A 25,394-nucleotide genomic window follows, 5' to 3' on the forward strand; every position below is an offset into this window, starting at 1 on the left:
GTAACGTACAACGCGTTGCTCATCGATTTCAGGAGACCGCCGTGGTTCGACTTCAGCTGGGATACGACTTGCGACGCGCGCCGCAGAGCACGGCTAGTCACACCGATCTCTACGCGGCCATGCTGGATCAATGCGAATGGGCGGATCGACTCGGTTTTGAGTATGTCCAGATCGGCGAGCACCACGCGTCGTCCGACGGCTACGCGTCGAACCCCATCACCGTGTGTGCTGCCATCGCGGCCCGCACAACCCGGATCTTCCTGCGCCCGGTAGTTCTTGTCCCGCTGTACGACTTGATCCGGTTGGCCGAGGAATTGATGACGGTCGACCGCATCAGCGCGGGCAGGCTTCACCCCCTCCTCGCCGCAGGGTACCGGCCCGAGGAGTTCGAGATGTTCGACAAGAATCTGAACGATAGGGGACGCGCCCTCACCGCTGGCGTCGAACTGCTGAAGCGGGCATGGAGCGGCCACGAGTTTTCCCACCAAGGTCGTCTCGTACGCATCACCCCAACCCCGCACCAAAGGCCGCACCCGTTGACCTACCTCGGCGGCATGTCGTCGGGCGCAGCCAAGCGGGCCGCCCGGATCGGTGACCGGTTTCTTGCTGGAGAACCGGGCCACTGGGCTACTTATGTTGCCGAGTGCGAGCGGCTCGGCCGCGAGCCTGGTCTCCGCGACAGCGGCGGACCCGGCTTTTTGCACGTGACCGAAGATCCGGAGCGCGCATGGCACCAGCTAGCACCCTATTTGCTGCACAATGCGCGCGAATACGAAACCTGGATGAAGCCGACGATCGGCCGAGCCGCCACCATGTTTCCTCCCGTGCGCGACTCCGGCGACCTACGACGTCTGCCCTCCTACCAGGTGGTGACCCCAAGCGACTGCCTGGAATTGGCGCGCCGCTTCGAGGCATCGAATCGTGCGATGGTCTTCCTCCCCCTACTCGGCGGCATTCCGCCCGAGCTGGCTTGGGAGAGTTTGAAGCTCTTCGAACGCGATGTGCTGCCCCACCTAAACGTCCACCGTTTAGGTGAACAACCCAGCTAGAAGACGCGGAAGCCATCCGGCACCGAGCTTGTCCACCCGTTGCGCTGACCTTACACTGTAATGTGATGGCCGCCTTCGGCGACTATCGTTACAGGACCGGTCAGTTGGGAGAAGCGCCAATGCCTGATGTCACGCTTTCGGACATCTGTAGTGAGCACCGCCGCCGTTACCCCACCAGGTTGGCGGTGATCGACGGCGACAAGCGATTGACTTGGCCGGGCTTCGACGACCGCGTCAACCGCGCGGCCCGCATGCTGACCAGCCACGGGGTGGTGCGTGGCGACCGTGTGTTGTGGCTGGCGCAGAGCTCGTCGCGGTTCCTGGAACTCATGATCGCGTGTGCGCGCATCGGGGCCATGATCTGCCCGGCGAATTGGCGCCAATCCGGCGAGGAGCTCGCGTTCGTCATCGACGACTTCGATCCGAAGGTCATCGTGTGGCAGGACGAAGAGATCGGTGAACGAGTCACCAAGGCGCGCTCGCTCACGTCGTCGTCGGCGGCCTGGATCAGACACGACTGCTCGGATCCGGGCAGTTTCGACGATCTCGTCGCCGCCGCGAGCCCCGATCCGGTGGCAGCAGAGGTTGACCCCCACGATGCCCTACTCGTCATCTACACCGCGGCCCATTCAGGCAGGCCCAATGGCTCGATGCTCAGCCATCGCAACCTGGTCACGATGGCCCTTCAGACTGGCAGGATCACCGAAGCGGATGACGCATGCACGTTCATCAATTCCGGCCCGCTGTTTCACATCGGAAATTTCCAATTCGACTCACTTCCGGTGTTCGTCATGGGCGGCACGAACGTCTATGTCCGACGGGTCGAGGAGGAGGAACTGCTGAAGGTCATCGCGGCCGAGCGCGCGACCTCTGCATTTCTCATGCCGCCCACGATCTTGCGCATTAAAGAACTGAATGCCACTGCGGGGCTGGATATCTCGTCACTGCGTCCAGGCCCCTTCGCCCCCGTCTGGGGTGACGCCCTTCCGCCTGACACCACGCGGTGGGGCACCACCAGCGGTGGGTTCGGCCAGACTGAGCTCACCGGACTGTCGGTGCTCAACGGCTATGGAGGCAGGGGCCTCGGCAACTCGGGCCGCCCCACTCCCCTATGCCAGGTCCGCATTGTCGATCCGAGCGGGATCGATGTGCCGGATGGAGAGACCGGAGAGATCACCGTCCGCGGGGACACCGTCCATGTCGGATACTGGAATCGGCCCGACATCAACGCACTTCGGATGCGCGATGGCTGGTGGCACACCACCGACGCGGGTCGTCGAGAGCCCGATGGGACCATCACATTCTTGGGAACGCTGACTCGCATGATCAAGTCCGCGGCCGAAAACATCTATCCACCTGAGGTCGAGTCGTGCCTAACCGGCCATCCCGCGGTCAAACAGGCCGCCGTGATCGGCGTGCCCGATCCGCAGTACACCCAATCGGTAAAGGCGGTCGTCGTCCTGGCGGATGGTCAGAGCGTGACCGAACGCGAGCTCATTGACCATTGCCGCGAACGTATCGCCTCGTACAAGAAGCCAAAGTCGGTCGAGTTCGTCGACGCCTTGCCCACTATCGAAGGCCGGGTGGATTACGACGCGCTGGACGACAAGTTCGGCGGCGGCGGTTACCCGGGCGGTGCCAACATCGGCGGCGTCGGAACGGCCTAACGCCAACCGAACCCGCGGCAAGACAACCGGTTTGGGCCGCCGCTACGACGCCGGCGGCCCAAACCGAGCCTTAGCCGGAGACCGGGAAGCTGATCTGGATGTTCTCGATCGTCCGGACCGCGCGATTGTCGAAAACCAACCCGTCGACATCGATCGAGTACTCCGGGATCCGCTGTAGCAGTTCTTCGACGGCCAGTCGTAGTTCAAGCCGGGCCAAATGCGACCCCAGGCAGCGATGGGTGCCGCTGGCGAACACCATGTGGTCCTTGCGGCCACGGTCCAGCTTGACGGCAAGCGAGTTGTCGAAGTGAGTGGGATCGACGTTTGCGGTCGCCCAGAAGGCGCTGATTTCGTCGCCGGCCCGAACCACGAGTCCGTCACCGAGATCTATATCTTCTTGCGGGTAACGGATTCCCGACGGCACCGGTGACTCGTACCGCAACAGCTCCTCGACCGCCGCGGGGATCAGCGACGGATCCTCAACCAGGCGCTTTCGTTCCTCGGGATGCCGTCCCAACCAGGTGAAGATGCACGCCATCGAACATGTGACCGTGTCCAGACCGGCGAACATCAGCAAAAACAGGATGTTGATCAGGTCAGCGTCGCTGATGGGTTCACCGTCGACTTCGGCGGTGATCAGCTTGGCGATCACGTCGTCTTGCTCGTGGGCGGTTTTACGCTTGTCGGAAAGAAATCCGACGAAGTACTCGACGAGCTTGCCGCCCGCCACCGCCATGTTGGCCTCGATCTCCTCGACGGTGTCCCCCTCGGGATGCAGCACACCCTTCTTGAATTCCAAGAAGAAGTCGAGATCACTGACTGGTGCGCCGACCAGCCGCAGAAAGGTCAGGCACGGCAGGGGAACACAGAAATCCTCGGACAGTTCGGCTTTGCCATTGGACACAAAGCGATCGATGAGCTCGCGTGCGAGCTCGCGCACCTGAGCCTCGAGAAGCGCGACCCGCTTCGGCGCGAACATCGGGTCCAGCAGGCGCCGCCACTTCCGATGGTCCTCACCGTCGATCTCCAGCGGGATGAGCTTGGCGCCATGCCCGAAGGTACCCCCACGTCCACCGTTGCCGAGCACCGCAGGGTGACGGTTGATGGTCAGGATGTCGTCGTGCCGGTACAGGTGCAGAGCGCCGTCGATATATTCCGCACGTATGTTCTTGGCCTTGTCGTGGTACACACCTTGCGGCTCGGCCACGGACTTCAGCTGCACACCCAAGCCCTGAACTCGGGGGTCGAATCGGGTCGCTTGCGTCATTTGTCCTCACTGTTGTCCGGATCCGACATTACACTGTAAGGTGATGTTTACCACATCGCCTCGTTCGGATCAATCGATTGAGCAAATCGGCAGAAAGAAAACCTAGGGGTACGCGCGGTTCAAACCTTGGTAGCTCCCATATCCAGGGTGAGCTGGGTTCCCGTCACCGTGCGGGACAGGTCTGAAGCGAGCCAAACGACGGCGTCGGAGATGTCGTCGGGATCGGCCAGCATGATGGGCAAGACGCTACCGAAGGAGACGGCATAGTTGGGGTGCTCGCCGAGCATTGTGGCTACGGTTGGGTCCTCCCCCATCGGTGTTGCCACACCCCAGGGATGGATCGAGTTAACCCGGATGCCGTACTCGCCCAGCTCGATGGCCGCAGTCTTGGTGAGACCCACCACGCCGTGTTTCGCCGCGCTGTAGTGGGCCTGGCCGGGCAGGGATTTGATTCCGCCGACAGAGCTCACCGTGATGATCGATCCTCCGTTTGCCGCCGAAAGCATATGTGGCACCGCGGCTTTCATGGTCCGCCACACTCCGGTGAGATTCACGTCGACCATCGTCGACCATTGCTCTTCGGGCATTTCCCAAAATCGGCCCCAGTTGCAGATGCCGGCATTGGCGACAACTACGTCCAGGCGGCCGCCCAGCAACTCGACGCCTTCGGTAACGATGTCTTGGAGCGCAGTCAAGTCCCGCACATCAGCGGTGCGAGCGACGAAGCGGCGACCGGTCGCCTCCAAGAGAGTGGCGGTCTCCTTCAAATCGGCATCCGTTGCGGCGGGATAGGTGTTGTGGGTGGACACCGCGTCCGCGACGTCGACGGCGATAACCGACGCCCCTTCTCGCGCCAAACGGACGGCGTGGCTGCGGCCCTGTCCGCGTGCGGCACCGGTGATGAATGCGACCTTGCCATCGAGCAGACCCATACGAATTCCTCCTTACTGCGCTACCGGGCGAAAGACCGGCAACGCGCCACCGTCGACCTCGAGAAACGCAACCTGCACGGGCATCCCGACGCGGACCTCGTCAGGACTGCAGTCGACGATGTTGGTCAGCATGGCGCACCCCTCCTCGAGGTCGACCACCGCCAGGATGTATGGGGCGTCGAAGTCCGCTGAAGGCGGCCGGTGCACCACCGAAAACGTGTATACCGTTGCCCGCCCGCTGCATTCGGCATAGCTCCAGTCGGTGCTGGCCGTGCCTGGAACGCATCGCTCCGGGGGGAAGAAGTACCGTCCGGTCCCATTGCACCGCGGGGCGACCAGCTGTTGCTGCGACGCGGCCTTCCAGAATTCGGCGGTCAGCTCCGACGGTTCGGTCATGAGTCGACGCATGCCTAATCCCTTCCCAGAACGGCAATTTCGTAGTGTCCGGCCGCCGACCCCGCGTTGGCCGCAACCGCCAGGCGGGCATCGGTCACCTGGTTGACAGCGGTTCCGCGCAGCTGCCGGACTCCCTCGACGGCCTTCAGGGTCATCTGCTGCGTACCGTTCCAGGTATACGACAGACATCCCCCATCGGGGTTGATTGGGTGGTTACCGTCGAGCGCGATGTTGCCCGCTTCAACGAACGGCCCGCCGTCCCCCTCCCCGCACAGCCCCAGGATCTCGACTTGGCGGATGATCTCAAAAGCGTTCGGGTCGTACAGGTTGAACACGTCGATATCGCCAGGCCCCACACCGGCCATCGCGAAGGCGCGGCGCGCCGCCTCGGCGCCGAGCCGGCCGACCTCACGGTATTGGGGTGGCGACACGTAGGGCGCTCCGGAAAAGTCCATTCCGCCGCCGAGGACCCGCACCGGTGGATGGGGCAAGTCGCGCGCGCGTTCCAGGCTGGTCAGCACCACTGCCGCACCACCCTCGCCGGCCAGGCAAACCTCGAGGCGGTGCAGCGGGGATGCCAGCATTGGAGAGGCCAGCACATCCTCGACGGTGTAGGGCCCTTTGCCATACATGATGGCCTCGGGGTTCACGTGACCGTTATTGCGGATCGTCGCGGCGGCAAGCGCCAATTGCTCTGGCGTGGTGCCGAATTGATGCATATGCGTAGTCGCCACCAGGGCGAACAACGGCAACACGTAAGCGCCCCAGACATCGGTGAACTCCAGCGGCTGGGTGCCCGGACCCACCGACGCCCCGCGGAACATGCCGGCCATTCCCCCGCCAACCACGGCGACGTCACACAATCCGGCATCGATCGCGGCGGCGGCCTTGAGGATCCCACGGCTGCCGGAGGTGTCCAGCATCCCGTCGCTGGTCCATCGCAGCGGATGCCCAAACACGCGGGCCCACGACGACGGCTCTCCCGGGTGTCCGCCCGGGCCGGGCCAGTCGGCCGCAACCCCGTCGACGTCCGCGGGAGTCAAACCGGCATCGGCGATCGCGCCGAGGATCGCTTCCTGCGCCAGATCGAGCGCCGTGCGGTCGGGCAATTGCCGCGCTTGCTCCGTCGCATACGCACCGACGATCGCCACGTCGCTCAGCGTCACGACTCCTCCTGCTGGGCCAGCCATTCCTCATGACGGACAAAGTGATCCGCTGGACGCTTGATGAGAATTCCCTTCGCCGACGCGAGCAGCGCACCGTTCTGGGCGAGTTCGACCCGCGCGGAGACAAACACCTTGCGGCCGTCCCTCTTGTCGATCGTCGCCGTGCCGATCAACGGCGTCTCGATCGGTGTCGGCTTGTGGAACACCACTTCCAGGGTGCCGGTGACCGCGAATTCCTCCCGGAGCAGCAGTGTGTGCCCGACGAGTTCGTCGAGCATGCCCGCGGTCCATCCACCGTGGGCAACGTTCGGGCCGCCTTCACCGTCAGACGGGCAGACGATTTCGCTGACGACTACACCATCGTCGCCTAGCGTTTCGGCCCGCAGGCCCATACGACAGCGGCCTGCGCTTCTGCAGCCATGGCATAGCAGCACTCCGGTCTCCGAGCTGGGCGTGTACAACGGTGACCGGGGGTCAGAGCGATGAATCCGGGCAGGTGCGGACTGGTCCGCGTCACCAGGTTGTTGTGCTGTGTTGGTCATCACGTTACAGTGTAAGGTCAGATGGCCAGGATGCCAACTAGCCCAGTTAGACGGAAGGCAAGACATGACCGAGACCGCATACGAAGGTCGGCTCTTTATCGATGGCGAATTCCGAGAGGCCAAGTCCGGCAAGCGGTATGACGTCATCAATCCGGCCGACGAGACCACCGTCGCCACGGCAGCCGACGCGGCGCCCGACGATGTCTACGACGCCATAACCGCCGCGCGCCGCGCCGCCGACGAAACGTCATGGGGAACCGACCACAAGTTCCGTCGGCACTGCCTCGAGCAGTTGCAGACCGCACTGCGCAACGAGGTCACCGAATTCCGCACGCTGGTAACCGCCGAGTCCGGTGTAGCCGGCTCGGTGATCGCCAGCCACGTCGACGCGATGATCGACGGGATGGACTTCTGGAACGACCTGACCACCTCGTTCCCGTGGGAGGAAGAACTCGCCGCCCATCAATTCATGGGGCTGAACAGCAACCGGCGGATCCGCTACCAGCCCTACGGCGTGGTCGGCGCGATCACTCCGTGGAACGCGCCCTTCATGACGGCGATATGGAAAGTCACCCACTCGATGGCCACCGGAAACACGGTGGTTCTCAAGAGCGCTCCAGACACCCCGCTGACGGCGGCGAAGATGGCGCAGGTCATCGCCGCATCCACCGACATTCCAGCCGGCGTGGTGAACATGATCAGCTCCGAGGACAAGGCAATCGCGGGAGACGCGCTGACCGGTGATCCGCGCGTGGACATGTACCACTTCACCGGTTCGCCCGGCGTGGGTCAGCGCATCATGGAACGCGCGGCCAACGGCATCCGCCACGTCGTGCTGGAACTCGGCGGAAAGTCGGCCAACGTGTTGCTGCCCGACGCCGACCTCGACTTGGCCTGCGCCCTCGGCGTCGGCTGGTGTATGTCCAGCAGCGGGCAGGGTTGCGCCCTTGCGACGAGGATGATCGTGCATGCCGACATCTACGACGAGGTGCTGGACCGCGTCGTCGAAATCGTACGGAATCTGCCATGGGGTGATCCCAACGAACTGACCACGGTGGTGGGTCCGATCATCCGTCTGGAGCAATTGGAACGCATGGAGGGCATGGTGAATCGAGCGCGGGAGGCCGGCGCTCGGGTGCTCTGCGGCGGTAAACGTGGCGACCGCGGCGGCAAGGGTTTCTGGTATGAGCCGACCGTGGTTGCCGACGTCGACGAGAACTCCGAGATTTCTCAAAAAGAGGTATTCGGGCCGGTGCTGTCGGTGATCCGCTACGAAGGCAACGACGACGAAGCGGTGCGCGTCGCCAACAACACCCGATACGGGTTGTCCGCCTACGTGCAGTCCCGCGACGAGGAACGGGCCTGGCGGGTGGCCAATCGGCTGCGGGCCGGTACGGTGAACATCAACAACTCGTTCTATCTGGGTTCCGATGCTCCGTTCAGCGGATGGGGCATCAGCGGCGTCGGCGTCGAGCACGGCGTCGCCGGGTTCCGCGACTACCTGCGCATCAAGACCGTCGCCAGCCCAGCTAAATGAGCGACTTCGACTACATCATCGTCGGCGCCGGCTCGGCGGGTTGTGTTCTGGCGAACCGGTTGTCGGAAGAGCCGCGCAACCGAGTACTGCTGATCGAGGCCGGGCCCAAAGACACCCATCCGTTGATCCGGGTGCCGAAGGGGTTCGGCAAGATCGTAGGAGATCCAAAGCTGGCGTGGCACTTCCCCGTTCGTCCGATCGGACCATCGCAGAACAGCGAACAGTGGGTACGCGGCCGCACGTTGGGTGGATCGAGTGCGGTCAACGGAATGATCTACAACCGTGGCAGCGCAGTGGACTACGACGCGCTGGTTGACCTGGGCAACACCGGATGGGGATGGGACACCATCCTGCCGATCTACCGCAAAATCGAAGACAATCAACTGGGCGCCAACGACATGCGCGGCTTTGGTGGACCACTTGGTATTTCGATCGACACCGATCCCCCCGCACTCTGTTCCAAATTCATCGAATCGGGCGCCAACCTTGGATGGTCGGTGACGAATGACCTCAACGAATCCGACCTGGAAAGGATCGGTCCCGCGACGCGGACCATCAAGGGCGGGCGTCGAGTCAGTGCGGCGTGGGCCTTCCTGCGTCCCGTCCGAAGCCGACCGAACCTGACCATTGCGGTGAACACGACAGTGCGCCGGGTCCTCTTCGAGGGCGACAAAGCCGTCGGTGTCGAGGCCATGACGGCCAAGGGAGCGCGGACGACCTATAAGGCAAGTCGAGAGACCATTCTGTCGCTGGGCAGCGTTGCGACGCCTAAGCTCTTGCAACTCTCCGGAGTGGGCGATCGATCATTGCTTCGTAGCCTGGGCATCGACACGGTGGCCGACAGCCCCAATGTTGGGCGACGGATGCGCGAACATCGATGCTTTACGCTCCAGTTCCGGCTCAAGCGAAACATCGGGTACAACAAGCAGCTCGCCACACCGGCACAACAGGCCGTCACCGCCATCAAATACCTTGCCACACATAAGGGTCCGATGGCGACGGGGGCCTACGATGTCGTCGGGTTCTTCAAGACCTCCCCAGATCAACCGCGGCCGGACGCTCAAATTCTGATGGCACCATTCTCGGCGGCGCCATACGAAGCCGGTAAGGATCTCGGGCTGGAGCGCGAGCCTGGTATCCAGGCCATTGGCTACGTCCTTCGGCCCGACAGCGAGGGGCATGCGACGATCACCTCGGCGGATCCCGATGCGCCGTTGGACATTGACCCTAATTTCTTTGCCACTGACCATGATCGGGAAACCTTTGCGGCAGCTTTCAGGACGGCGCGCCAACTCTTCGAACAGTCACCGATAGCTGACGAATTGGTCGCCGAGACGCGGCCAGGCGCGGACGTCACCGACGACGATGCGATCATCGACGCCGCGCTCGACCAGGGCTATTGCGGTTACCACGCGGTTGGCACGTGCGCGATGGGTACGAGCGACGACGACGTCGTCGATCCCACTCTGCGCGTGCGAGGCGTACACAACCTTCGCGTGATGGACTGCTCGGTGATGCCGACGATGGTGTCCGGCAACCTGAACGGGCCTGCGATGGCGATGGCTTGGCACGCAGCGGATTTGATCCTGGCGGCCCGCTAGCGATCCGCCAGGATCAAATCTTCACGGCGTCGCGATAGGTTCGATCTTCATCGAGAAGATCGGACAGTCGGCTTGCATGTCACCAGCCACCAAATCGCCGGTCGACTCCGACCTTGCGACGGCGCAATTGTTCTTGGCGCTCAACCTGATCGATCCGACGGACGCCGGCGAGCTCAGCGTCGAGCTCGTCGAGCTTCACCAATTTCGCGGCCGGTGTCGGTGAAGTCTCGGCGTCGACCCACCGGTTCGGTATCAATCCGACACCATGTCCGCCGGTATCCAGCCAGTTGAGGATGCCCGGATCGCGGTGGGCGACCACGACCACGACGCCGCCATCGTCCTGGTATTCGGCCTGTTCGCCGTTGATGGATGAAAGCCGATAACGATAATCCACCGAATTCATCCAATAGTTCCCCAGCTCGAAGTTCCAGTAGTCGCACCGGGGCGGCACCACCCGGATCACAAGCGCCTCGTCCGGAGCGATGTCGAAATAGCAGAAGTGCAGCAACCGGCCCAGCTCATTTTCGCCACCATCGGTCCACCCCGGCATCCCCGTGACGAATTCATTGGGCTTGTCGCGGTAGAAATCGATCCAGTCGGCCCATCGCGCGGAATCCGCGATGAGCCAGTCCATGGTGGCCGTTAAACCCGCCGCCACGCTCTGGGGCGAGGGTGGGGGCGGAGCTCCCGTGGCACCAATTCGCTCAATTCGCAGGCGCATCGGGTCCTCGGTGTCCCAGTGTCCGAAGAACTGCCGAATAAACACGGCCTGCCGGCCGGGAGTCGTCTTGATCCAGTTGCCGGCCTGCGGCTCCGGGCTGTACCACACCTCGACGCTGCCGTCGGAATCGACTTCGAGATCAGCACTGTTGATCGCCGAGTTCACGCCCGACTCGGTGCCCCCGGCGAAGGAGACCCACCGCACCGTGCCCCGGTTACCGGTCACCCGGTAGGTCTGCGAACCGTCGATGGCCGCCACCAAATAGTTGCAGTCCGGGTTGTCGCCGAAGCTCTTATGAATCGGCGTCTGCAGGTGCCATAGCTGCGGGAACATCGGGTCGGCGAATTCCCAGCATTGCTGCATCGCCTTGGTGATGTAGCGGGCCAGATATTGATATCCGGCCGCCCGGTCCTGCGGTGTCGTGGGCGCCGTTTCGCGAAATACCAGCCGCTCCCCCGCCTCCTTGAGTCGGTCGCAGAAATCGGCCCACGCGGTCTGCAACAATTCGTCGTCTGCTTTGCTCATCGCTTCTCGCGTCCTTTCCAAGGATCGACCTGAACCTTGCATTCCTCGCTGGGACCTCTTAGGGATTCGAACGCCGCGGGTAGTTCGTCGAGCGACACCGTGCGGCTGACCATTGCACCAGGCTCCACCGCACCCGCATCCAGCGTGTCAATAGTGTGATGAAACTCGCCGAGGCTGTAGGTCATCGAGAACTGCAGCCGAACCTGCTTCATCAGATACAGAGCCGGAACGTAACTGTCCGGAACGGTGCACCAGCCCAACACGATCACTGTCCCGCGCGGCTGCACCACCTGCATCGCCTGCTCGATCGTCCCCGGCATGCCCGCCGCCTCGAACACCAGGCTCGGCGAGCCGTGCAACGCTTCAATGGCTTCTCCGACCGGGTTGTCGCCCGAGACAATGAAATCGGTGGCGCCGAGCTCCTTCGCGTAGCGCTCGCGCCGTCGCGACGTAGCCTGGACGACGATCCGCCCCGCCCCCATCCGGCGCGCCCAGTACACGGCGCTCAATGCGATCGGGCCCGCCCCAATGACCAGTATGTCGGTCCCGGGCCGGATATGGCCGAGGTAGGCGCCATGCAGACCGACCGCGAGCGGTTCCACCAGGGCTCCGTCGCCCCAGGATAGGGCGGCCGGCAGCTTGACCGCCTGCGTCTCGGCCACCATCGCGAATTCCGCAAACGCACCGGCGAAACCAAAGAGCTTTGGCTCCCCGGTACACCATTGTGGTTCTCCGCCTTCGCAATTCGCGCATCGTCCGCACGCTGGAATGGCCATCGCCGTGATGTGGTCGCCGACGGCGAGGCAGTCCACCTCGGGCCCTACATCAACGATCTCGCCGGCGAACTCGTGGCCGAGGATCGCGCCCGGGGGCATTTGCAGAAACCCGTGACCATCGGTGAAATGCAGATCCGTTCCGCAGATCCCGCAACTCCCCACCCGGATCACCACGTGTCGTGGGTCGGGGACTGGAATCGGGCGCTCCTCGACGGCTAAACCTTTTCCAACGCCTTGGAATACAGCAGCGCGCATTGTCATGACTGACCTCCGAAAATGACGGGCCGCATGGCGGCATCAACAAGTTCCACGTAGGCACCCGTTCGGGCTTGGTGGATCACGAACGGTGCCGCGGCGTCGGGGTCGTCGACGCCGATCTTGGCGCACAGCGGTAGGCCGCGCCGCGTGAGCTCCGCGGAGGCCGCCTCGACGTCGTCACACCAGTAGCCGAGATGATGCACCTGTCCCGGCCCGCTGACCGTCCACAATGTCCCGGGAATTTGTCGGACCAATTCCAGATGGTGCGGACCCTGGGTGGTGTAGGCGAATCGGAACGACACCGTCGTTGGTCCGTCCGGAAGACAGACCGGCATGTCGACCTCGCCTTCGGGTCCCCACGTCACTCCCGTCAAGTCGCTGTATTCGGCCTTTGCCGCGTCGACGTCCTCGACCACGATCCCTGTGTGGTAGAGGTCGGTGAATTTGATGAGTGGCGTCATTGCAGTTCGTACTCCTTGATGTAAGGCCCGAAGTGTTCTTCGATCGTGTGGCGATCCACGCCGAGCGCGTCCGGGTCATAGCTATGCGCCCCGCGTTGATCCTTGGGATGCGAGTCAAGCCAGCGCTGCATCGCGTTCGCTACCTGTTCGGAGAGTTCGAGGTCAAAGGCCTCATAGAGTCGGCGCACCACAGCGAGCGGTCTGTTGATGAATTCCCGGTAATCCACGTCGTAGAACGAGGATTCGCGACCTCGGCGCGCCTCGGCGATCCGACGCACACCCTCCGACCACACCGCGATCTCACGACGCGCGATGTCGCGAGGCGGGCGCTCCACACCGACGGTCTTGCCGATCATGGACAAGACGCTGACGACCGAGCCCAGTGCGGCCTGTGGGTCGCGGTGAGTCTGAACGACTCGCGCGCCGGGAAACACGTCGAGCAGTTCGTCGATGAAGAGCACGTGGCTGGGATTCTTCAACAGCCAGGTCTTTCCCGGACTCGACGAGCCGATGAGGCGCAGAAAGTTGGCGTACCGCACCAGTGACGGGGTCATGTCCTGCGCGAGCATCCACTCGTCATAGGCGGGTATCGACGCGATCGAGCCAAAGTAGTTGCTGACAAAAGACTGCGCCATCGGAGCCAGGCACTCGTCGGCCTCATCGGCACCGACGAAGTGGGTGCGCCGCAGCCACTCCGGCATGAACTCCGCTTCTGCCACGACCTGCCGAAAGTCGGGATCGTCGGCCCAATTGTCCCGTGGGGGACGCGGCTTCGGATAGCTGTGCAGCCACTTCTCCGACACCTGGAACCGTGGATCAACCGAAAGCAGCTGATGCAACGCGGTTGTGCCGGTCCGCGGTACGCCGACGATGAACACCGGTGCGCCAAGGTCACCGGACAGGCATTCCGGATGCCTTTTCCAGCCTTCTTCGGTGCGCAGTCGCACGGTGAGTACCGAAGTAACCAAGAAGCCGGCGAGGCCGGCAAGACCATCCTCGTCGATCCCGGGAATGGCAACGAAGTCCTCGACCAGCCGCTGCAAGCCCTCGAGATAGTCGTTGTCGCCGAAGTCGGAAAGCTGTGTCGCCGTCCTAGCGTCGTCATGCAATTGTGCGACGAGCGTCCCTATGTGTCTCACAGTGTCATTCATAGCACTCTGTGTCACGATTGGCAATGAGTGCACTCCCCGCTACCGTATGAGGCATGCCAGCAAACCCGTCGCAGGACGAGGAACCGTCGGCCACCATCGCGACCCGCAGCAGAGAATTCGCCAAAGAATTCGTCGCGCGACAGATCGAAGAGGCGGCTATCAGTCTTTTCGCGGAACGCGGCTACGAGAACGTCACCGTCGCTGACATCGCCGACGCGATCGGGGTGTCCCGCCGCACGTTCTTCCGCTACTTCGCGTCAAAGGACGAAGTGCTTCGGGCGCACGCGATCCGCCTGCATGCCCGAGTATTGCGCGCGCTCGAGCGGCGACCGCCCGATGAGCCGGCCGCCGTGGCGCTGTGCAACGCCTTTCTTGACACCGCGGATGTCAGCGCCGAAGAACGGGAGAACATGTTGCGCCGCAATCGTGTGCTTCGCGACCATCAAGGGCAGGCGGGGTGGGCCACGATGACACCGGAGATGGGGGCCGCACTGGTCGACCGGCTGGCGGCCCGGATGCGAGTTGAGGCAAAGACAGATCTACGACCACGGCTTCTTGTTGCCACCATCTGGGCCGCCGCCGACGCCGCGACAGCCCACTGGGTGGCGGCGGGGGACGACGAACCACTGACTATCACCATGCGGTACGCGTTCGACAAAGTTATGTCAGGGCTGTCCGCGCTCGACTCCGATTGAGCCCTACCGCCGTATGTCCATCCCGGCGTCGACCTTGAGCAGACTGCCTGTGAACGACCGCCCGGCCTCGGATATCAAGAACAGAATCGCGTTGCTGACGTCCTTCGGATCGATCATGGGTAGATCCGGGAGGGCAGTTCGCAGTGCGTCAGCGAGGTGAGGATTTTTCTCGATCATTTTGAACAGCGCAGGGTTATCGGTGATCATCGGCGTCGCGCAGTTGGTCGGGGCGACGGCATTTACCCGAATTCTGTGTGGGGCAAGGAGGCTGGCATACGAGCGCACCAATCCAGTGATGGCCAGTTTGGCCATCACGTAGGAGTCGGAGCCACCACTTCCGTCGGTGACGTCCAACAGCGCCGCCATGGAGCTGACGGCGACGAGGTTGCCGCCTTGAGCCCGTTCCTTCAGATGTGGAATGGCGACCTGAAACGTGTTCCATACACCGATCAACATGACGTCAATCCCGAAGCGCAGCGCCTCGGCGGCGTCCCGCTCGTCGGCGTTGGTCAGCACAACACCCGCGTTCGCGACCACTGTGTCGACGTGACCAAAGCTTTGTACGCCGTCATCGAACGCCGCCTGCATTGTGGCCTTGTCCCGGACGTCGGCCTTGTGGAAAATCATTTTCCGGCCGGTCTTTTCGACGAGCCGGGCGGTCTCCGCCAGTTCCTCGGCGGTGCCGAGCCGGTACGGCACAACGTCGACATCTTCACAGATATCGACACCCACAATGTCGGCGCCTTGCTCGGCAAAGGCGACGGCATGTGATCGTCCCTGACCCCGAGCCGCACCCGTGATGAAAACGACCCGGCCGTCCAATATGCCCATTGGCTCCCTTACGAGGCAGGCCACACCGGATCCTGGGTGGCGAAGGCTTTTTCTCTAGCCCAGATCGATTGCGACACTGCCATTGGTTGCCGCACGCACGGACCCGCGAACACCAGTCGGCGTCCGGTCAAAGGTCGCCGCGCGTTCGCGCAGGTTCGTCACACAAAGTTCGCCGTCGTGGGTATCGACCTCCCACTCCTGGTCGTTCACGATTGCGCCGGTGTGACCCGGAGAACCCATGGCCAGGGTGGGTCCGAGCGGCACGAAGGGAAGTACTTGCGCCGACGCGTGAGACAGCTCGTTCAATGCATCCGGTCGCGCCCACACCATTTCGACGTTGCTCAGCAGATCGGTTAATGGTGGTTCCTGTTCCTTCAGCGCCTTGACCGTCTCGGCGGTGATGCCGACGACGGCACGAATCGGCAACCGTTGCAGGAACATCGAAGTACGCCGAGCGTCGAAACCCCACACCTCTGCGCACATATAGGTCGCGCCGATTCGGCGCAGCGCATGGACGACCGGGCTGAACCAAGGAGCCTCCCAGTTTTGCGCTGTCACAAGGACCTGGTCAGCTCCACGAAGACCCGCGTCCCTGAGCATCAGTTCGGCCCAGTCGGTGTCGCGTTCGAACTCCGCCCATCCAATCTCGAACTCGAAATCTGCTGCACCGCAAGGGAAGCTGCCGACGCCGAATAACGGCGCGCGGGGCAGGGTGGCGGCCGCCGCGGTCATGGTCTCGCGACTCATGCCTTCACCACCCGGGAGAACTTCGCGACGCTGGAGGCGGTCGCCAACAAATCATCGATCGGACGTAGTTCCACATCGACGTCCACACCCAAACCGTCTTGCAGCGCACCAGTTGCCCGGCGAGCTACATCGGCAAGATCGCCGGTGCGATCGGGGGCATACCCGGCGCGGATTCGCATCCGGTCCATGGTATCTGCGTAGCGCACGACCTGAAACACTCCGTCGGCCAGTTCGGGAATCGATTCCACGAGCTGCCAGACCTCGGATACCAGGATGGGCTTTCCGCCGACCATCATCTCGTCACCTTTGCGGCCCAATACCCACATCCGCGCGTGCGTGCGCCCGCTGGGCGCCGGTTCGTGGGTGATCCGCACCAGGTCTTCGGAGCGGAAGCGGATGTATGGGGCGGCCAGGTTATCCAAGTCTGTCGCGACCAACTCGCCTATTTCCCGGTCCGCGACCGGCTGACCAGTTGCGGGGTCCAGGGATTCGGCGATTACGGTGTCCTCCCACAGGAAGTAGCCGTCGTGCTCGCGTCCCTCCCACGCCGTTCCGGTGTCTCCAGCGCTGGTGTAGGTGAACAGATTGACGCCCCACTGGTCACGCACCTTCTGTGTCAATGCCTTTCCGAGCGGCATGCCGGCGAATGCGGCAGCTTTCAGCGAGGAAAGCATTGACCGGATGTCGTAACGCTCTTCAAGCTTTTCGAACTCGAGAACCAGTGGCAAGAACAGATGTACCCATGCGATCTGGTGCCGCTCGATCGCCTGCAAGACCGTTTCGCCGCGGCCGACCCACGAGTCGATGCACACGGGAATCAATCCGAGCATGTGCAAGAAGTCGTCGAAGTAGTTGCGGAATGAACCCGGCGGGACCAGCACCTTGTCCCCTGGACGCAAGCCCATCTCCCAGAAATTGCGCGCATAGTTGGTTGGCAGCGGCGGCGCCACTGACCAGATCTCAGGCAGCAGCTCCGGCAGGCCCGTGGTTCCCGAGGTCGAGGTGAGCGACGTGAGCTCCGACGGCTCGACGCACAGCAGCCCACCGAATGGGTCGCCGGTGCGGGCGCGGTACGCCTTGACATCGTCCTTACAGAACGTCGGCAACTTGTTGGTGAAGTCCGCCAGCGACTTGATGTCACCGGGTTTCACGCCGGCGTTTGTCCACAGCTCTCGGTAGAAGCCCGATCGCTCCCAGACATAGGGCACCAGCTCGAGGATCCGCTTCTCCTGAAGCTCGGCAATCACCTCTCGCGGCGCCGTCTCCATATCGGGCTCCAGAAACGACCGATGGTGATCGGGCGCGCTCGGGCGGCTCGTCGTGGCTATGTCGGTGCTCAAATTCGTCTCCGAAGGGTCACGTCGCATGGATTCTTACACTGTAACGTGATGGCCGCCATATAGCTAAATATTTTGATCGTGTGCGCTGCTCTTCGATGCCGATCGGCCAGCGTGCGTTCCCACTTCGGCCACTTTCCTCGCGACTTCGGGCCAGATGGAGCGGTCGTGCTGATACGGCGTGGAAAACGAAATCGAACTGGCGATGGGACCGAATCGTTCGACCAGCGCGCGGGAGACTTGATCGACGTCGCCCACGACCGCGACGGTGTGCAGCATATCGTCGTCCACCAGCGCGGCGAGCTCGTTCCATCGCCCCTGCTTGGTCATCGCCGTCAGTTCCTCGGCGACGGAAACCCAGCCGTGCAGTTCCAGCACCGGGCGATAGGCCGGGGTGGACGCGTAAAACGCAATCTGATTGCGCACGCCGGCAATCGCATTGTCCAACTCGGCCTCGGTTCGACCGACGGCGGTCAGCACGGGGCCACACACAGCGAATCCATCGAGCGTCTTTCCGGCCCGCTCACGTCCACGGGCCACCGCCGGCAGCGTGATCTCCTCGAGATAGCGCACCGTGTTGAATGGGTGGAAGAACAGCCCATCACTCACCTCGCCTGCTATCTCGGTCATCCGCTCCCCGACAGCAGCCAAATAAACCGGCGGTGGCCCGAACGGGTGCGCGGCCGGGCGAAAGAACGGGGGCATCAGGGTATGGGTGTAAAAGTCGCCGGCGAAATCCAGCGGCGCGTCGTTGTTCCAGGTGTCCCAGATGGCGCGCAGCGCACACACGAACTCGCGCATCCTGGCGGCGGGCCGCGACCACGGCATCGAGAAGCGCCGCTCGATGTGGGACTTGACCTGTGAGCCGAGCCCGAGGATGAAACGGCCTCGACTGTATCTGGCGAGGTCGTAGCCGGTGCTGGCCACGGTCAGCGGGCTGCGCCCGAAGGCGATCGCCACTGCTGTCCCCACCCGCAGGCGCTCGGTGGCCGTGGCTGCGGCGTAACAGCGCAGGAAAGGGTCGTATTTGGACTCGCCCAACCACACGGTGCGGAACCCGTCCGCTTCGATGTGACGAGCCTCCTCTGCTGCGACATCGAGATCGTCAGACAGCGTGGCATCTAAGTGGACCATGCGATAAATCTACTAAATGAATTCAAAATTGTCTCTAGAGCGTCGCGGTCCACTCGCTCAATACCTCGTCGGTGTGTTGTCCAGGCTCCGGCGGACGCGCCGGATCGGCCGAAGGGTGACTGGAGAATCTCGGTGCGCGACCAGGCTGGAGCATCCCGCCGAGCACCGTCACCGAGCCGCGGGCCGCGAGGTGGGGGTCGCGCGCCGCCTCGTGCAGGCTGCGCACCGGCGATACGCAGGCATCGGTCACGCCAAATATGTCGGTCCACTGGGCCTGCGTCCGAGACTTGAACGCCTCCGCGATCGTCGCACGCAGCTGTGGCCATGTGGCACTGTCATGTTGGAGATCTGGATCGACGTCTATGCCCAGACCCGCGATCAATGCCCGGTAGAAGGGCGCCTCGAGTGCACCGACAGCCATGTGCCTTCCGTCAGCTGTTTCGTACACCGCATAGAACGGGGCTCCTCCATCGAGGAGGTTCGCACCGCGTTCGTCGGCCCACGTCCCGGACGCCACGCGAGCGTGCGTCCCGGCAAGCAGATGGGAAACGCCATCGACAATGGCGGCATCGACGACTTGGCCTTTGCCGGTCGCCGCGGCCGCGTGCAGCCCGGCCAGCAGACCGATCACCAAATACGTTCCGCCACCGCCGAAGTCGCCGAGCAGGTTGACCGGTATCTGAGGCGGTCCGTCCGCGGCACCGATGGCGTGAAGTGCACCCGTCAGCGCGATGTAATTGATGTCGTGGCCGGCGGTCTGTGCCAACGGGCCGTCCTGGCCCCACCCGGTCATCCGTCCGTACACCAGCGCGGGATTGATCACTAGGCACTCGGTAGGCCCCAGTCCGAGTCGTTCGGCGACCCCCGGACGGAAGCCCTCGATGACCGCATCGGCCCGCGCGACGAGATCTTGCGCGGTTCGTAAACCGTTGACGCTCTTGAGGTCAAGGTCAATTGACCGCTTACCTCGGTGCAGTAAGTTTTGCGATGGCGTGCCCGGAAACAATGTGGCCCGCCCCCGCCGCTCGATGCGCACCACATCAGCCCCAAGGTCGGCCAACAGCATCCCCGCAAATGGGCCTGGGCCGATACCCCCGAGTTCCAGAACGCGAACCCCCGCCAGCGGCCCGCGGGCATCCGACGGTGTCGGCGGATGCTGCTCAGGTGATGTCACTTCGACTCCTCCCGGTCCGGTGATGGTGGAACGGTAGCTATATTGAATTCAATATGCCAATCTTCAGATAGCGAACTTCTGAATCGAGGAGACCAATGAGCGGCGTCCGAGTGCTCTATGGCCTGCGCGTCCACGACGAGGGCGCGGTCCGCGTCGTCACGCTGGACCGGCCGGAACGCCGCAACCCGTTGGACTTGGCCATCCGACCGGTGTTGGCCGACGTGTTTGAGGAGGCGGACACGGACCCGGCGGTGCGTGCCATCGTGTTGACGGGCCGCGACGGGGCGTTTTGCTCAGGTGGCGACCTGGCAACGATGCACCGGATGACCCCTGACCATGCCGTGCCGCGGTTGCAGGCGGCCCAGCGGATAGTCCGGGCGATCGCGGGCGCGGCAACACCGGTGGTGGCCGCCGTCGACGGTGCCGCATTTGCCGCCGGCCTGGGCCTCGCTCTGGCCTGCGACCGGGTCGTTGCCTCGACCGCGGCCCGGTTTTCGGCGTCGTTTACCGGCATCGGGCTGGCCGCCGACCTCGGTTTGTCGTGGTCACTTCCGCGCCGCGTCGGCGCCGCCCGGGCGCAGCAACTCATGACTTTCGGTGGCGTGCTCGATGCCGACCAAGGTCTGCAGATGGGCTTGGTGGACGCGGTTGTAGAGCCGCACGCGACGCTCGCGACGGCACTCGCTGACGCCCAGCGCTTCGCCCAGGGACCGCCCCGCTCGCTGGGGCTACTCAAACGGCACTTCGCCGATCCCCCCACAGATCTCGCATCCGCGCTCGATCGTGAAGTCGTGATGCAGACCGAATTGATGGACACCGATGACTACGCCGAAGGAATCGCCGCTTTCGGCGAAAAGCGCCGCCCCCACTTCACCGGTAACTGACCCGCGACCGACCCATCCACAGGAGGAACCATGCACCTTTCAGGCACATCGACACTCGTCACCGGAGGAGGCTCCGGCCTCGGCCTGGCAACCGCCGCCGCGCTGCTCGCGCGCGGCGCCTCGGTCGTGATCGCCGACCTGCCGACCTCACCCGGTGAGAAGGCCGCCGCCGACCTCGGCGCACGGTTCGTCCCCGCCGACGTCACCGACGAGGGCCAAATGGCCACCGCACTGGACGCGGCGGAGGAAGCCGGGCCGCTGCGAGGCGTTGTGCACTGCGCCGGCCGAGGCGGCGACCGTACCCGCATCATCGACCGCGAGCGCGTCCCAGGGCCCCTGAGCAGCTTCGAAGAGGTGATCCGGGTCAACCTGCTCGGCACCTACAACGTGCTGCGGCTGGCCGCGCAACGCATAGCGGGTAACGCAGAACTCCTCGACGGCGACCGGGGAGCGATCGTGTTGACGGCCTCGGTGGCGGCTTTTGACGGCCAGATCGGCCAGACGTCGTACACGGCCGCCAAGGCCGCAGTCCACGGCATCACGCTTGTCGCGGCCCGCGACCTCGCGAGTTGGGCCATTCGCGTCAACACGATCGCCCCCGGTACCTTCGACACTCCGATGCTCGGGCGACTGCGCAGCGACATCCGCGACGGCCTCGCGGCATCGGTGCCGCACCCCAAGCGCCTCGGAAACCCCGAGGATTTCGGTCGGCTCGCAGTCGACCTGTTGGAGAACGCCTATCTCAACGGTCAAACCGTGCGGTTGGACGGCGCCATCCGAATGGCGCCACGATGACCAGTACCGGCGATGTCACCGTCGCGATCGACGACGGGGTCATGGTTGTCACCATCGACCGCCCCGCGCAGCGCAATGCGATGACCAAGGACGCCGCCGAACGGATCGCGGCAGCCATGGAGGAACTCGACTCGAGCCCCGACATCGCAGTCGGGGTGTTGACCGGCGCAGGCGGAACATTCTGCGCCGGAATGGATTTGAAGCGATTCGCGGCGGGAGAGGTGCCTCGGGTACCGGGCCGCGGGTTCGCCGGGCTGACCGAGGCGCCCCCGGCCAAGCCCTTGATCGCGGCCGTCGAGGGGTGGGCGCTGGGCGGGGGATTCGAGATCGTGCTCGCCTGCGACATGGTGATCGCCGGGCAGAGCGCCCGGTTCGGCCTACCCGAAGTCAAGCGCGGTTTGGTGGCTCGAGGTGGCGGGGCGGTGCGACTACCCCGCCGGCTACCGCGAGCCATTGCGTTACAGGTGCTGCTCACCGGCGAACCGCTCGACGCGGGCACCGCCCGGCACTTCGGATTGGTCAACGAAGTGGTCGAGGACGGGCAGGCGCTGGCGGCCGGACTCGGACTGGCGCGCAGTATCGCGCGAAACGCGCCCCTTGCGGTGGCCGCCGCCAAGCGCATCGCCGTCGAATCCGAGGACTGGGTAGCCAGCGAGCTGTTCACGGGGCAGCAGCCGATCGTCGAGCCGGTCTTCTCCTCGGCGGACGCTGCCGAAGGCGCCAAGGCGTTCGCGGAACGACGCACCCCTATTTGGACTGGCAGATGACCACACGAGAGGAAAGGAACCGACATGCGTGATGCGGTGATCGTCGAGGCGGTGCGCACACCGATCGGCAAACGAAACGGGGCACTCGCCGGGGTGCACCCGGTGGACCTGTCCGCGCTGGTGCTCATGGAACTCGCCCGCCGCACCGGGATCGACCCCGCCGATGTCGATGACGTGCAGTGGGGTTGCGTCACGCAACTCGGGGACCAGTCGAGCAATATCGGACGCTTCGCGGTGCTGGCCGCCGGATGGCCGGAGACCGTTCCCGCGGTGACCGTCAACCGCGCCTGCGGATCCAGTCAGCAGGCCCTCGATCACGCCGCCTACGCGGTCATGTCGGGCCAACAGGATCTGGTGGTCGCGGGCGGAGTCGAAACGATGAGTCGGGTGCCGCTCGGCGCGGCGCGAGAGAGTGGCCTTCCGTATGGTCCCACCGCGCGGGCGCGCTACGACGGCGCAGACTTCAACCAGGGCACGGGTGCCGAGTTGATCGCTGAGCGCTGGGGATTGACGCGACATGATCTCGACGACTACGCCGCAGAGTCGCACGCCAAGGCAGCAGCGGCCATCGACTCACGAGCCTTCGACGCTCAGACGGTGCCGGTGCAGACCGAAACCGGCACAGTCACTGTCGACGAGGGAGTTCGACGCGGCACCACCACCGAAACGCTTGCCGCACTAAAGCCTTCGTTTCGGCCCGACGGGGTGATCCACGCCGGTAATGCCTCGCAGATCTCCGATGGTGCTGCCGCGCTGTTGGTGACGACACCGCAACGGGCTCGCGACCTCGGCCTTAACCCGATCGTGCGATACCACTCGGGAGCAGTGGTCGGCGCCGATCCGGTCATGGTCTTGACCGGACCCATTCCGGCCACCGCCAAGGTGCTGAAACGCTCGGGTCTCGCGATCGGCGATATCGGGGCATTCGAGGTGAACGAGGCATTTGCCCCGGTCCCGCTGGCTTGGCTGGCCGACACCGGCGCCGAGCCGGAACGGCTCAACCCGCTAGGTGGCGCGATCGCGGTCGGTCACCCGCTGGGCGCCTCCGGCGCGATTCTGATGACCCGGTTGATTCACCACATGCGTGCATCGGGACTGCGCTTCGGCCTGCAAACAATGTGCGAAGGCGGGGGAACCGCCAACGCGACGCTCGTCGAGCTAATCGCATAATTGAATTCAATACAGCGACGGCGACGTGCGCCCGCCGAAACGGAAACGCCCTCAACCAGGCTGGCATAGGTCGACATGTTCTGATCGAAAGGGCCTTGCCCTAGGCCTTCGGAACCGTAATAATGAATTCAATTTGCGCAAGCGGCGTTGTTCCAGAATCGGAGGTTCTCGGTGGGATATCTGGAAGAGCTGGCCCAGCTGAACGGCAGGCGAGCCGTGGTAATCGGTGGCGCGGGCGGCCTGGGGGCGCTCAGTTCGCGTGCGCTTGTGCGCGCCGGCGTTGCCGTCTTCGCAGTCGACAAAGATGCCCAAGCGGCCGAGGCGTTGCGCGCCGAACTCGGCGACGGTTTGCACACCGTGGTGGGAGATGCGCGGGAAGCGGCCGTTCTCGACGAACTGGCCGCCGCGGCGGAGGACCGCGTCGACATTCTCGTCAACGTGGTCGGCGGAACGTTTTGGTCGGATCTCGAATCCCTCAGCGACAACGCAATCAACAGCCTGATCCGGTTGAACTTCCTCGCGCCGGTAAGCGCGATACGCCGCTTTCTTCCGCAACTTCGGGTCGCCGGCCGGCAAGGCGGTGCGTCGATCATCAACATCACCTCGATCGAGGCGCATCGCGGCGCCCCATCGATGTCGATTTATGCCGCGATGAAAGCAGGACTCACCAGTCTGAGCGCATCGCTGGCCGTCGAGCTGGCGCCGGATCGCATCCGGGTCAACACGATCGCGCCCGACGTGGTCGAGACGCCGGCGCTTGTCAAGATGCTGGGCCACGAGGGGGCGTCGCCGTCGGCGATCGACTCACGCTATGCCGCGACCATCCCCTGTGGACGTGCCGGTTCGGCCGACGACTGGGCCGGCGCGCTGCTGTTCCTCGCTTCCGGGCTGTCGCGCTACGTGACGGGACAAGCGCTGCATCTCGACGGCGGAAGCAGTGCCGCAAAAGGATTCACGCGCTGGGCCGGTGACGGGTGGTTCCCCTTCTTGCCCCTGACCGTCGCCCAGAACATGGACGAAATCAACGAGTTACGAGGAGCGCAAAGTGGCCACGGATAACCGGATTGCGGTTGTGACGGGCGCGAACAAGGGCATCGGACGGGCCATCGTCGAGCAGCTTGCGGTGGCGGGCGTAACGGTGTTCCTCGGCTCGCGAGACCGGGCGCGGGGGCAGGCCGCGGTCGACGAACTCACAAGCTCCGGTTTGGATGTCCGGCTGTTAGAACTCGACATCACCGATGACGCCAGCGTGGCGGCGGCCGTGAAATCGTTCACTGAGCAGGCCGATCGTCTCGACGCTCTGGTGAACAACGCAGGTGCGGCGTTCGGCTGGTCCACCGCGCCCAGCGCAGAGCCGCTCGACCAGATCAAGGCGATTTACGACGTCAATGTTTTCGGCACCATCCGCGTCACCCAGGCTTTTATCCCATTATTGAAAGTGGCACCTTCGGCCAACGTGGTGATGATGAGCAGCCTCGCCGGGTCGCTCACCGCGGGCTCCGACCGGACCAGCCCCTTCTATCGGGTCAACCAGCTCGGCTACAACTCATCGAAGACCGCCCTAAATGGCGTCGTGGTGGCTTTCGCCAAGGAATTAAGCGCATCTGGCGTCAAAGTCAACGCCGTCGAGCCGGGGTTCGTCGGAACGGAAATGAACGCCGGCCGCGGCCCGCTGACTCCGGCTCAGGGAGCCGTCGAAGCCGTTCGATTGGCTTTGGCGGGCACGGACGGGCCATCGGGGGGATTCTTCGGAGCCGACGGAAGCCATCCCTGGTGATGTCCCGGTGAAAACGGAGGCAGCCCTGGCGGGC

Annotated in this window: 25 protein-coding genes; 11 read left to right on the forward strand and 14 right to left on the reverse strand. The window is 64.0% G+C overall.

The genetic code is table 11. The annotated features are described in order from the left end of the window. The first annotated feature begins 41 nt into the window (after positions 1-41). Together B9D87_RS10320 and B9D87_RS10325 are read left to right on the forward strand one after the other, a co-directional pair. A complete protein-coding gene (locus tag B9D87_RS10320; RefSeq protein ID WP_007770008.1) occupies positions 42-1,049 on the forward strand; it encodes an LLM class flavin-dependent oxidoreductase in 1,008 nt (335 codons plus the stop codon). Between the two features lie 65 nt (positions 1,050-1,114). Next, positions 1,115-2,716 carry an AMP-binding protein gene (locus B9D87_RS10325; RefSeq protein WP_238553400.1) on the forward strand — a complete coding sequence of 534 codons (1,602 nt, stop codon included), beginning with the start codon at positions 1,115-1,117 and terminating at the stop codon, positions 2,714-2,716. A 70-nt stretch (positions 2,717-2,786) separates the two neighbouring features. Here the strand turns inward: B9D87_RS10325 and B9D87_RS10330 are convergent, their stop codons facing one another. The 5 genes from B9D87_RS10330 to B9D87_RS10350 form a co-directional block, all read right to left on the reverse strand. Beyond that, a complete protein-coding gene (locus tag B9D87_RS10330) occupies positions 2,787-3,983 on the reverse strand; it encodes a cytochrome P450 (RefSeq protein ID WP_007770006.1) in 1,197 nt (398 codons plus the stop codon). Between the two features lie 119 nt (positions 3,984-4,102). After that, positions 4,103-4,915 carry a mycofactocin-coupled SDR family oxidoreductase gene (locus B9D87_RS10335; RefSeq protein ID WP_007770005.1) on the reverse strand — a complete coding sequence of 271 codons (813 nt, stop codon included), beginning with the start codon at positions 4,913-4,915 and terminating at the stop codon, positions 4,103-4,105. A gap of 12 nt (positions 4,916-4,927) precedes the next feature. Beyond that, the gene (locus B9D87_RS10340; RefSeq protein WP_040629684.1) at positions 4,928-5,323 is read right to left on the reverse strand and encodes a Zn-ribbon domain-containing OB-fold protein; all 396 of its coding nucleotides are present in this window, start codon (positions 5,321-5,323) and stop codon (positions 4,928-4,930) included. A gap of 2 nt (positions 5,324-5,325) precedes the next feature. Beyond that, on the reverse strand, positions 5,326-6,477 hold the full coding sequence (locus B9D87_RS10345; protein WP_007770003.1) for a thiolase family protein: 1,152 nt from the start codon (positions 6,475-6,477) through the stop codon (positions 5,326-5,328). Further along, positions 6,474-6,755, reverse strand: coding sequence for a PaaI family thioesterase (locus tag B9D87_RS10350; RefSeq protein WP_007770002.1), 282 nt, complete (start codon positions 6,753-6,755; stop codon positions 6,474-6,476). The genes B9D87_RS10345 and B9D87_RS10350 overlap by 4 nt, the downstream gene beginning before the upstream one ends. A gap of 328 nt (positions 6,756-7,083) precedes the next feature. On the opposite strand from B9D87_RS10350, the gene B9D87_RS10355 reads away from it, so the two are divergent. Together B9D87_RS10355 and B9D87_RS10360 are read left to right on the forward strand one after the other, a co-directional pair. Further along, positions 7,084-8,556 (forward strand): aldehyde dehydrogenase family protein, encoded by a 1,473-nt coding sequence (locus tag B9D87_RS10355; protein ID WP_007770001.1) that lies wholly within the window; start codon positions 7,084-7,086, stop codon positions 8,554-8,556. After that, positions 8,553-10,157 carry a GMC family oxidoreductase gene (locus B9D87_RS10360; RefSeq protein ID WP_007770000.1) on the forward strand — a complete coding sequence of 535 codons (1,605 nt, stop codon included), beginning with the start codon at positions 8,553-8,555 and terminating at the stop codon, positions 10,155-10,157. Before B9D87_RS10355 ends, B9D87_RS10360 begins: the two co-directional genes overlap by 4 nt. Positions 10,158-10,236: 79 nt before the next feature. On the opposite strand, the gene B9D87_RS10365 is transcribed toward B9D87_RS10360, so the two are convergent. The 4 genes from B9D87_RS10365 to B9D87_RS10380 are packed head-to-tail and all read right to left on the reverse strand — an operon-like array spanning position 10,237 to position 14,049. Continuing rightward, positions 10,237-11,403, reverse strand: a complete 1,167-nt coding sequence (locus B9D87_RS10365; RefSeq protein ID WP_007769999.1) for a DUF1214 domain-containing protein — start codon at positions 11,401-11,403, stop codon at positions 10,237-10,239. Further along, on the reverse strand, positions 11,400-12,440 hold the full coding sequence (locus B9D87_RS10370) for a zinc-dependent alcohol dehydrogenase (protein WP_202949999.1): 1,041 nt from the start codon (positions 12,438-12,440) through the stop codon (positions 11,400-11,402). The genes B9D87_RS10365 and B9D87_RS10370 overlap by 4 nt, the downstream gene beginning before the upstream one ends. Beyond that, positions 12,437-12,898 carry a VOC family protein gene (locus tag B9D87_RS10375; RefSeq protein WP_007769996.1) on the reverse strand — a complete coding sequence of 154 codons (462 nt, stop codon included), beginning with the start codon at positions 12,896-12,898 and terminating at the stop codon, positions 12,437-12,439. The genes B9D87_RS10370 and B9D87_RS10375 overlap by 4 nt, the downstream gene beginning before the upstream one ends. Beyond that, positions 12,895-14,049 carry a sulfotransferase family protein gene (locus B9D87_RS10380; protein ID WP_080598514.1) on the reverse strand — a complete coding sequence of 385 codons (1,155 nt, stop codon included), beginning with the start codon at positions 14,047-14,049 and terminating at the stop codon, positions 12,895-12,897. Before B9D87_RS10380 ends, B9D87_RS10375 begins: the two co-directional genes overlap by 4 nt. Positions 14,050-14,102: 53 nt before the next feature. Between B9D87_RS10380 and B9D87_RS10385 the strand changes: the two genes are divergently transcribed. Further along, on the forward strand, positions 14,103-14,744 hold the full coding sequence (locus tag B9D87_RS10385) for a TetR family transcriptional regulator (RefSeq protein WP_007769994.1): 642 nt from the start codon (positions 14,103-14,105) through the stop codon (positions 14,742-14,744). 3 nt (positions 14,745-14,747) lie between these two features. Here the strand turns inward: B9D87_RS10385 and B9D87_RS10390 are convergent, their stop codons facing one another. The 5 genes from B9D87_RS10390 to B9D87_RS10410 all read right to left on the reverse strand — a co-directional run bounded on the left by B9D87_RS10390 (position 14,748) and on the right by B9D87_RS10410 (position 19,859). Further along, on the reverse strand, positions 14,748-15,575 hold the full coding sequence (locus B9D87_RS10390; RefSeq protein ID WP_007769993.1) for a mycofactocin-coupled SDR family oxidoreductase: 828 nt from the start codon (positions 15,573-15,575) through the stop codon (positions 14,748-14,750). A gap of 54 nt (positions 15,576-15,629) precedes the next feature. Next, positions 15,630-16,322 carry a hypothetical protein gene (locus B9D87_RS10395; protein ID WP_007769992.1) on the reverse strand — a complete coding sequence of 231 codons (693 nt, stop codon included), beginning with the start codon at positions 16,320-16,322 and terminating at the stop codon, positions 15,630-15,632. Then, positions 16,319-17,662, reverse strand: a complete 1,344-nt coding sequence (locus tag B9D87_RS10400; RefSeq protein WP_101896839.1) for a phenylacetate--CoA ligase family protein — start codon at positions 17,660-17,662, stop codon at positions 16,319-16,321. Before B9D87_RS10400 ends, B9D87_RS10395 begins: the two co-directional genes overlap by 4 nt. A 63-nt stretch (positions 17,663-17,725) precedes the next feature. Further along, on the reverse strand, positions 17,726-18,793 hold the full coding sequence (locus tag B9D87_RS10405) for a TIGR03617 family F420-dependent LLM class oxidoreductase (RefSeq protein ID WP_007769990.1): 1,068 nt from the start codon (positions 18,791-18,793) through the stop codon (positions 17,726-17,728). A 34-nt stretch (positions 18,794-18,827) separates the two neighbouring features. Continuing rightward, the gene (locus B9D87_RS10410) at positions 18,828-19,859 is read right to left on the reverse strand and encodes a CaiB/BaiF CoA transferase family protein (protein WP_238553399.1); all 1,032 of its coding nucleotides are present in this window, start codon (positions 19,857-19,859) and stop codon (positions 18,828-18,830) included. A 203-nt stretch (positions 19,860-20,062) separates the two neighbouring features. Here B9D87_RS10410 and B9D87_RS10415 point away from each other — a divergent pair, with 203 nt between their 5' ends. The 6 genes from B9D87_RS10415 to B9D87_RS10440 all read left to right on the forward strand — a co-directional run bounded on the left by B9D87_RS10415 (position 20,063) and on the right by B9D87_RS10440 (position 25,360). Beyond that, positions 20,063-20,851 carry an enoyl-CoA hydratase-related protein gene (locus B9D87_RS10415; RefSeq protein WP_040629680.1) on the forward strand — a complete coding sequence of 263 codons (789 nt, stop codon included), beginning with the start codon at positions 20,063-20,065 and terminating at the stop codon, positions 20,849-20,851. Between the two features lie 30 nt (positions 20,852-20,881). After that, positions 20,882-21,646 carry an SDR family NAD(P)-dependent oxidoreductase gene (locus B9D87_RS10420; RefSeq protein ID WP_007769987.1) on the forward strand — a complete coding sequence of 255 codons (765 nt, stop codon included), beginning with the start codon at positions 20,882-20,884 and terminating at the stop codon, positions 21,644-21,646. After that, on the forward strand, positions 21,643-22,413 hold the full coding sequence (locus tag B9D87_RS10425) for a crotonase/enoyl-CoA hydratase family protein (protein ID WP_007769986.1): 771 nt from the start codon (positions 21,643-21,645) through the stop codon (positions 22,411-22,413). The genes B9D87_RS10420 and B9D87_RS10425 overlap by 4 nt, the downstream gene beginning before the upstream one ends. A 24-nt stretch (positions 22,414-22,437) precedes the next feature. Next, a complete protein-coding gene (locus B9D87_RS10430) occupies positions 22,438-23,583 on the forward strand; it encodes a thiolase family protein (RefSeq protein ID WP_007769985.1) in 1,146 nt (381 codons plus the stop codon). A gap of 171 nt (positions 23,584-23,754) precedes the next feature. After that, a complete protein-coding gene (locus B9D87_RS10435; protein ID WP_040629679.1) occupies positions 23,755-24,642 on the forward strand; it encodes an SDR family NAD(P)-dependent oxidoreductase in 888 nt (295 codons plus the stop codon). Continuing rightward, positions 24,629-25,360, forward strand: a complete 732-nt coding sequence (locus B9D87_RS10440) for an SDR family oxidoreductase (RefSeq protein ID WP_007769983.1) — start codon at positions 24,629-24,631, stop codon at positions 25,358-25,360. Before B9D87_RS10435 ends, B9D87_RS10440 begins: the two co-directional genes overlap by 14 nt. The last annotated feature ends 34 nt before the right edge of the window (positions 25,361-25,394 follow it).

Origin of the sequence: Mycobacterium colombiense CECT 3035, from assembly GCF_002105755.1 — a bacterium.
GTDB lineage: Bacteria > Actinomycetota > Actinomycetes > Mycobacteriales > Mycobacteriaceae > Mycobacterium > Mycobacterium colombiense.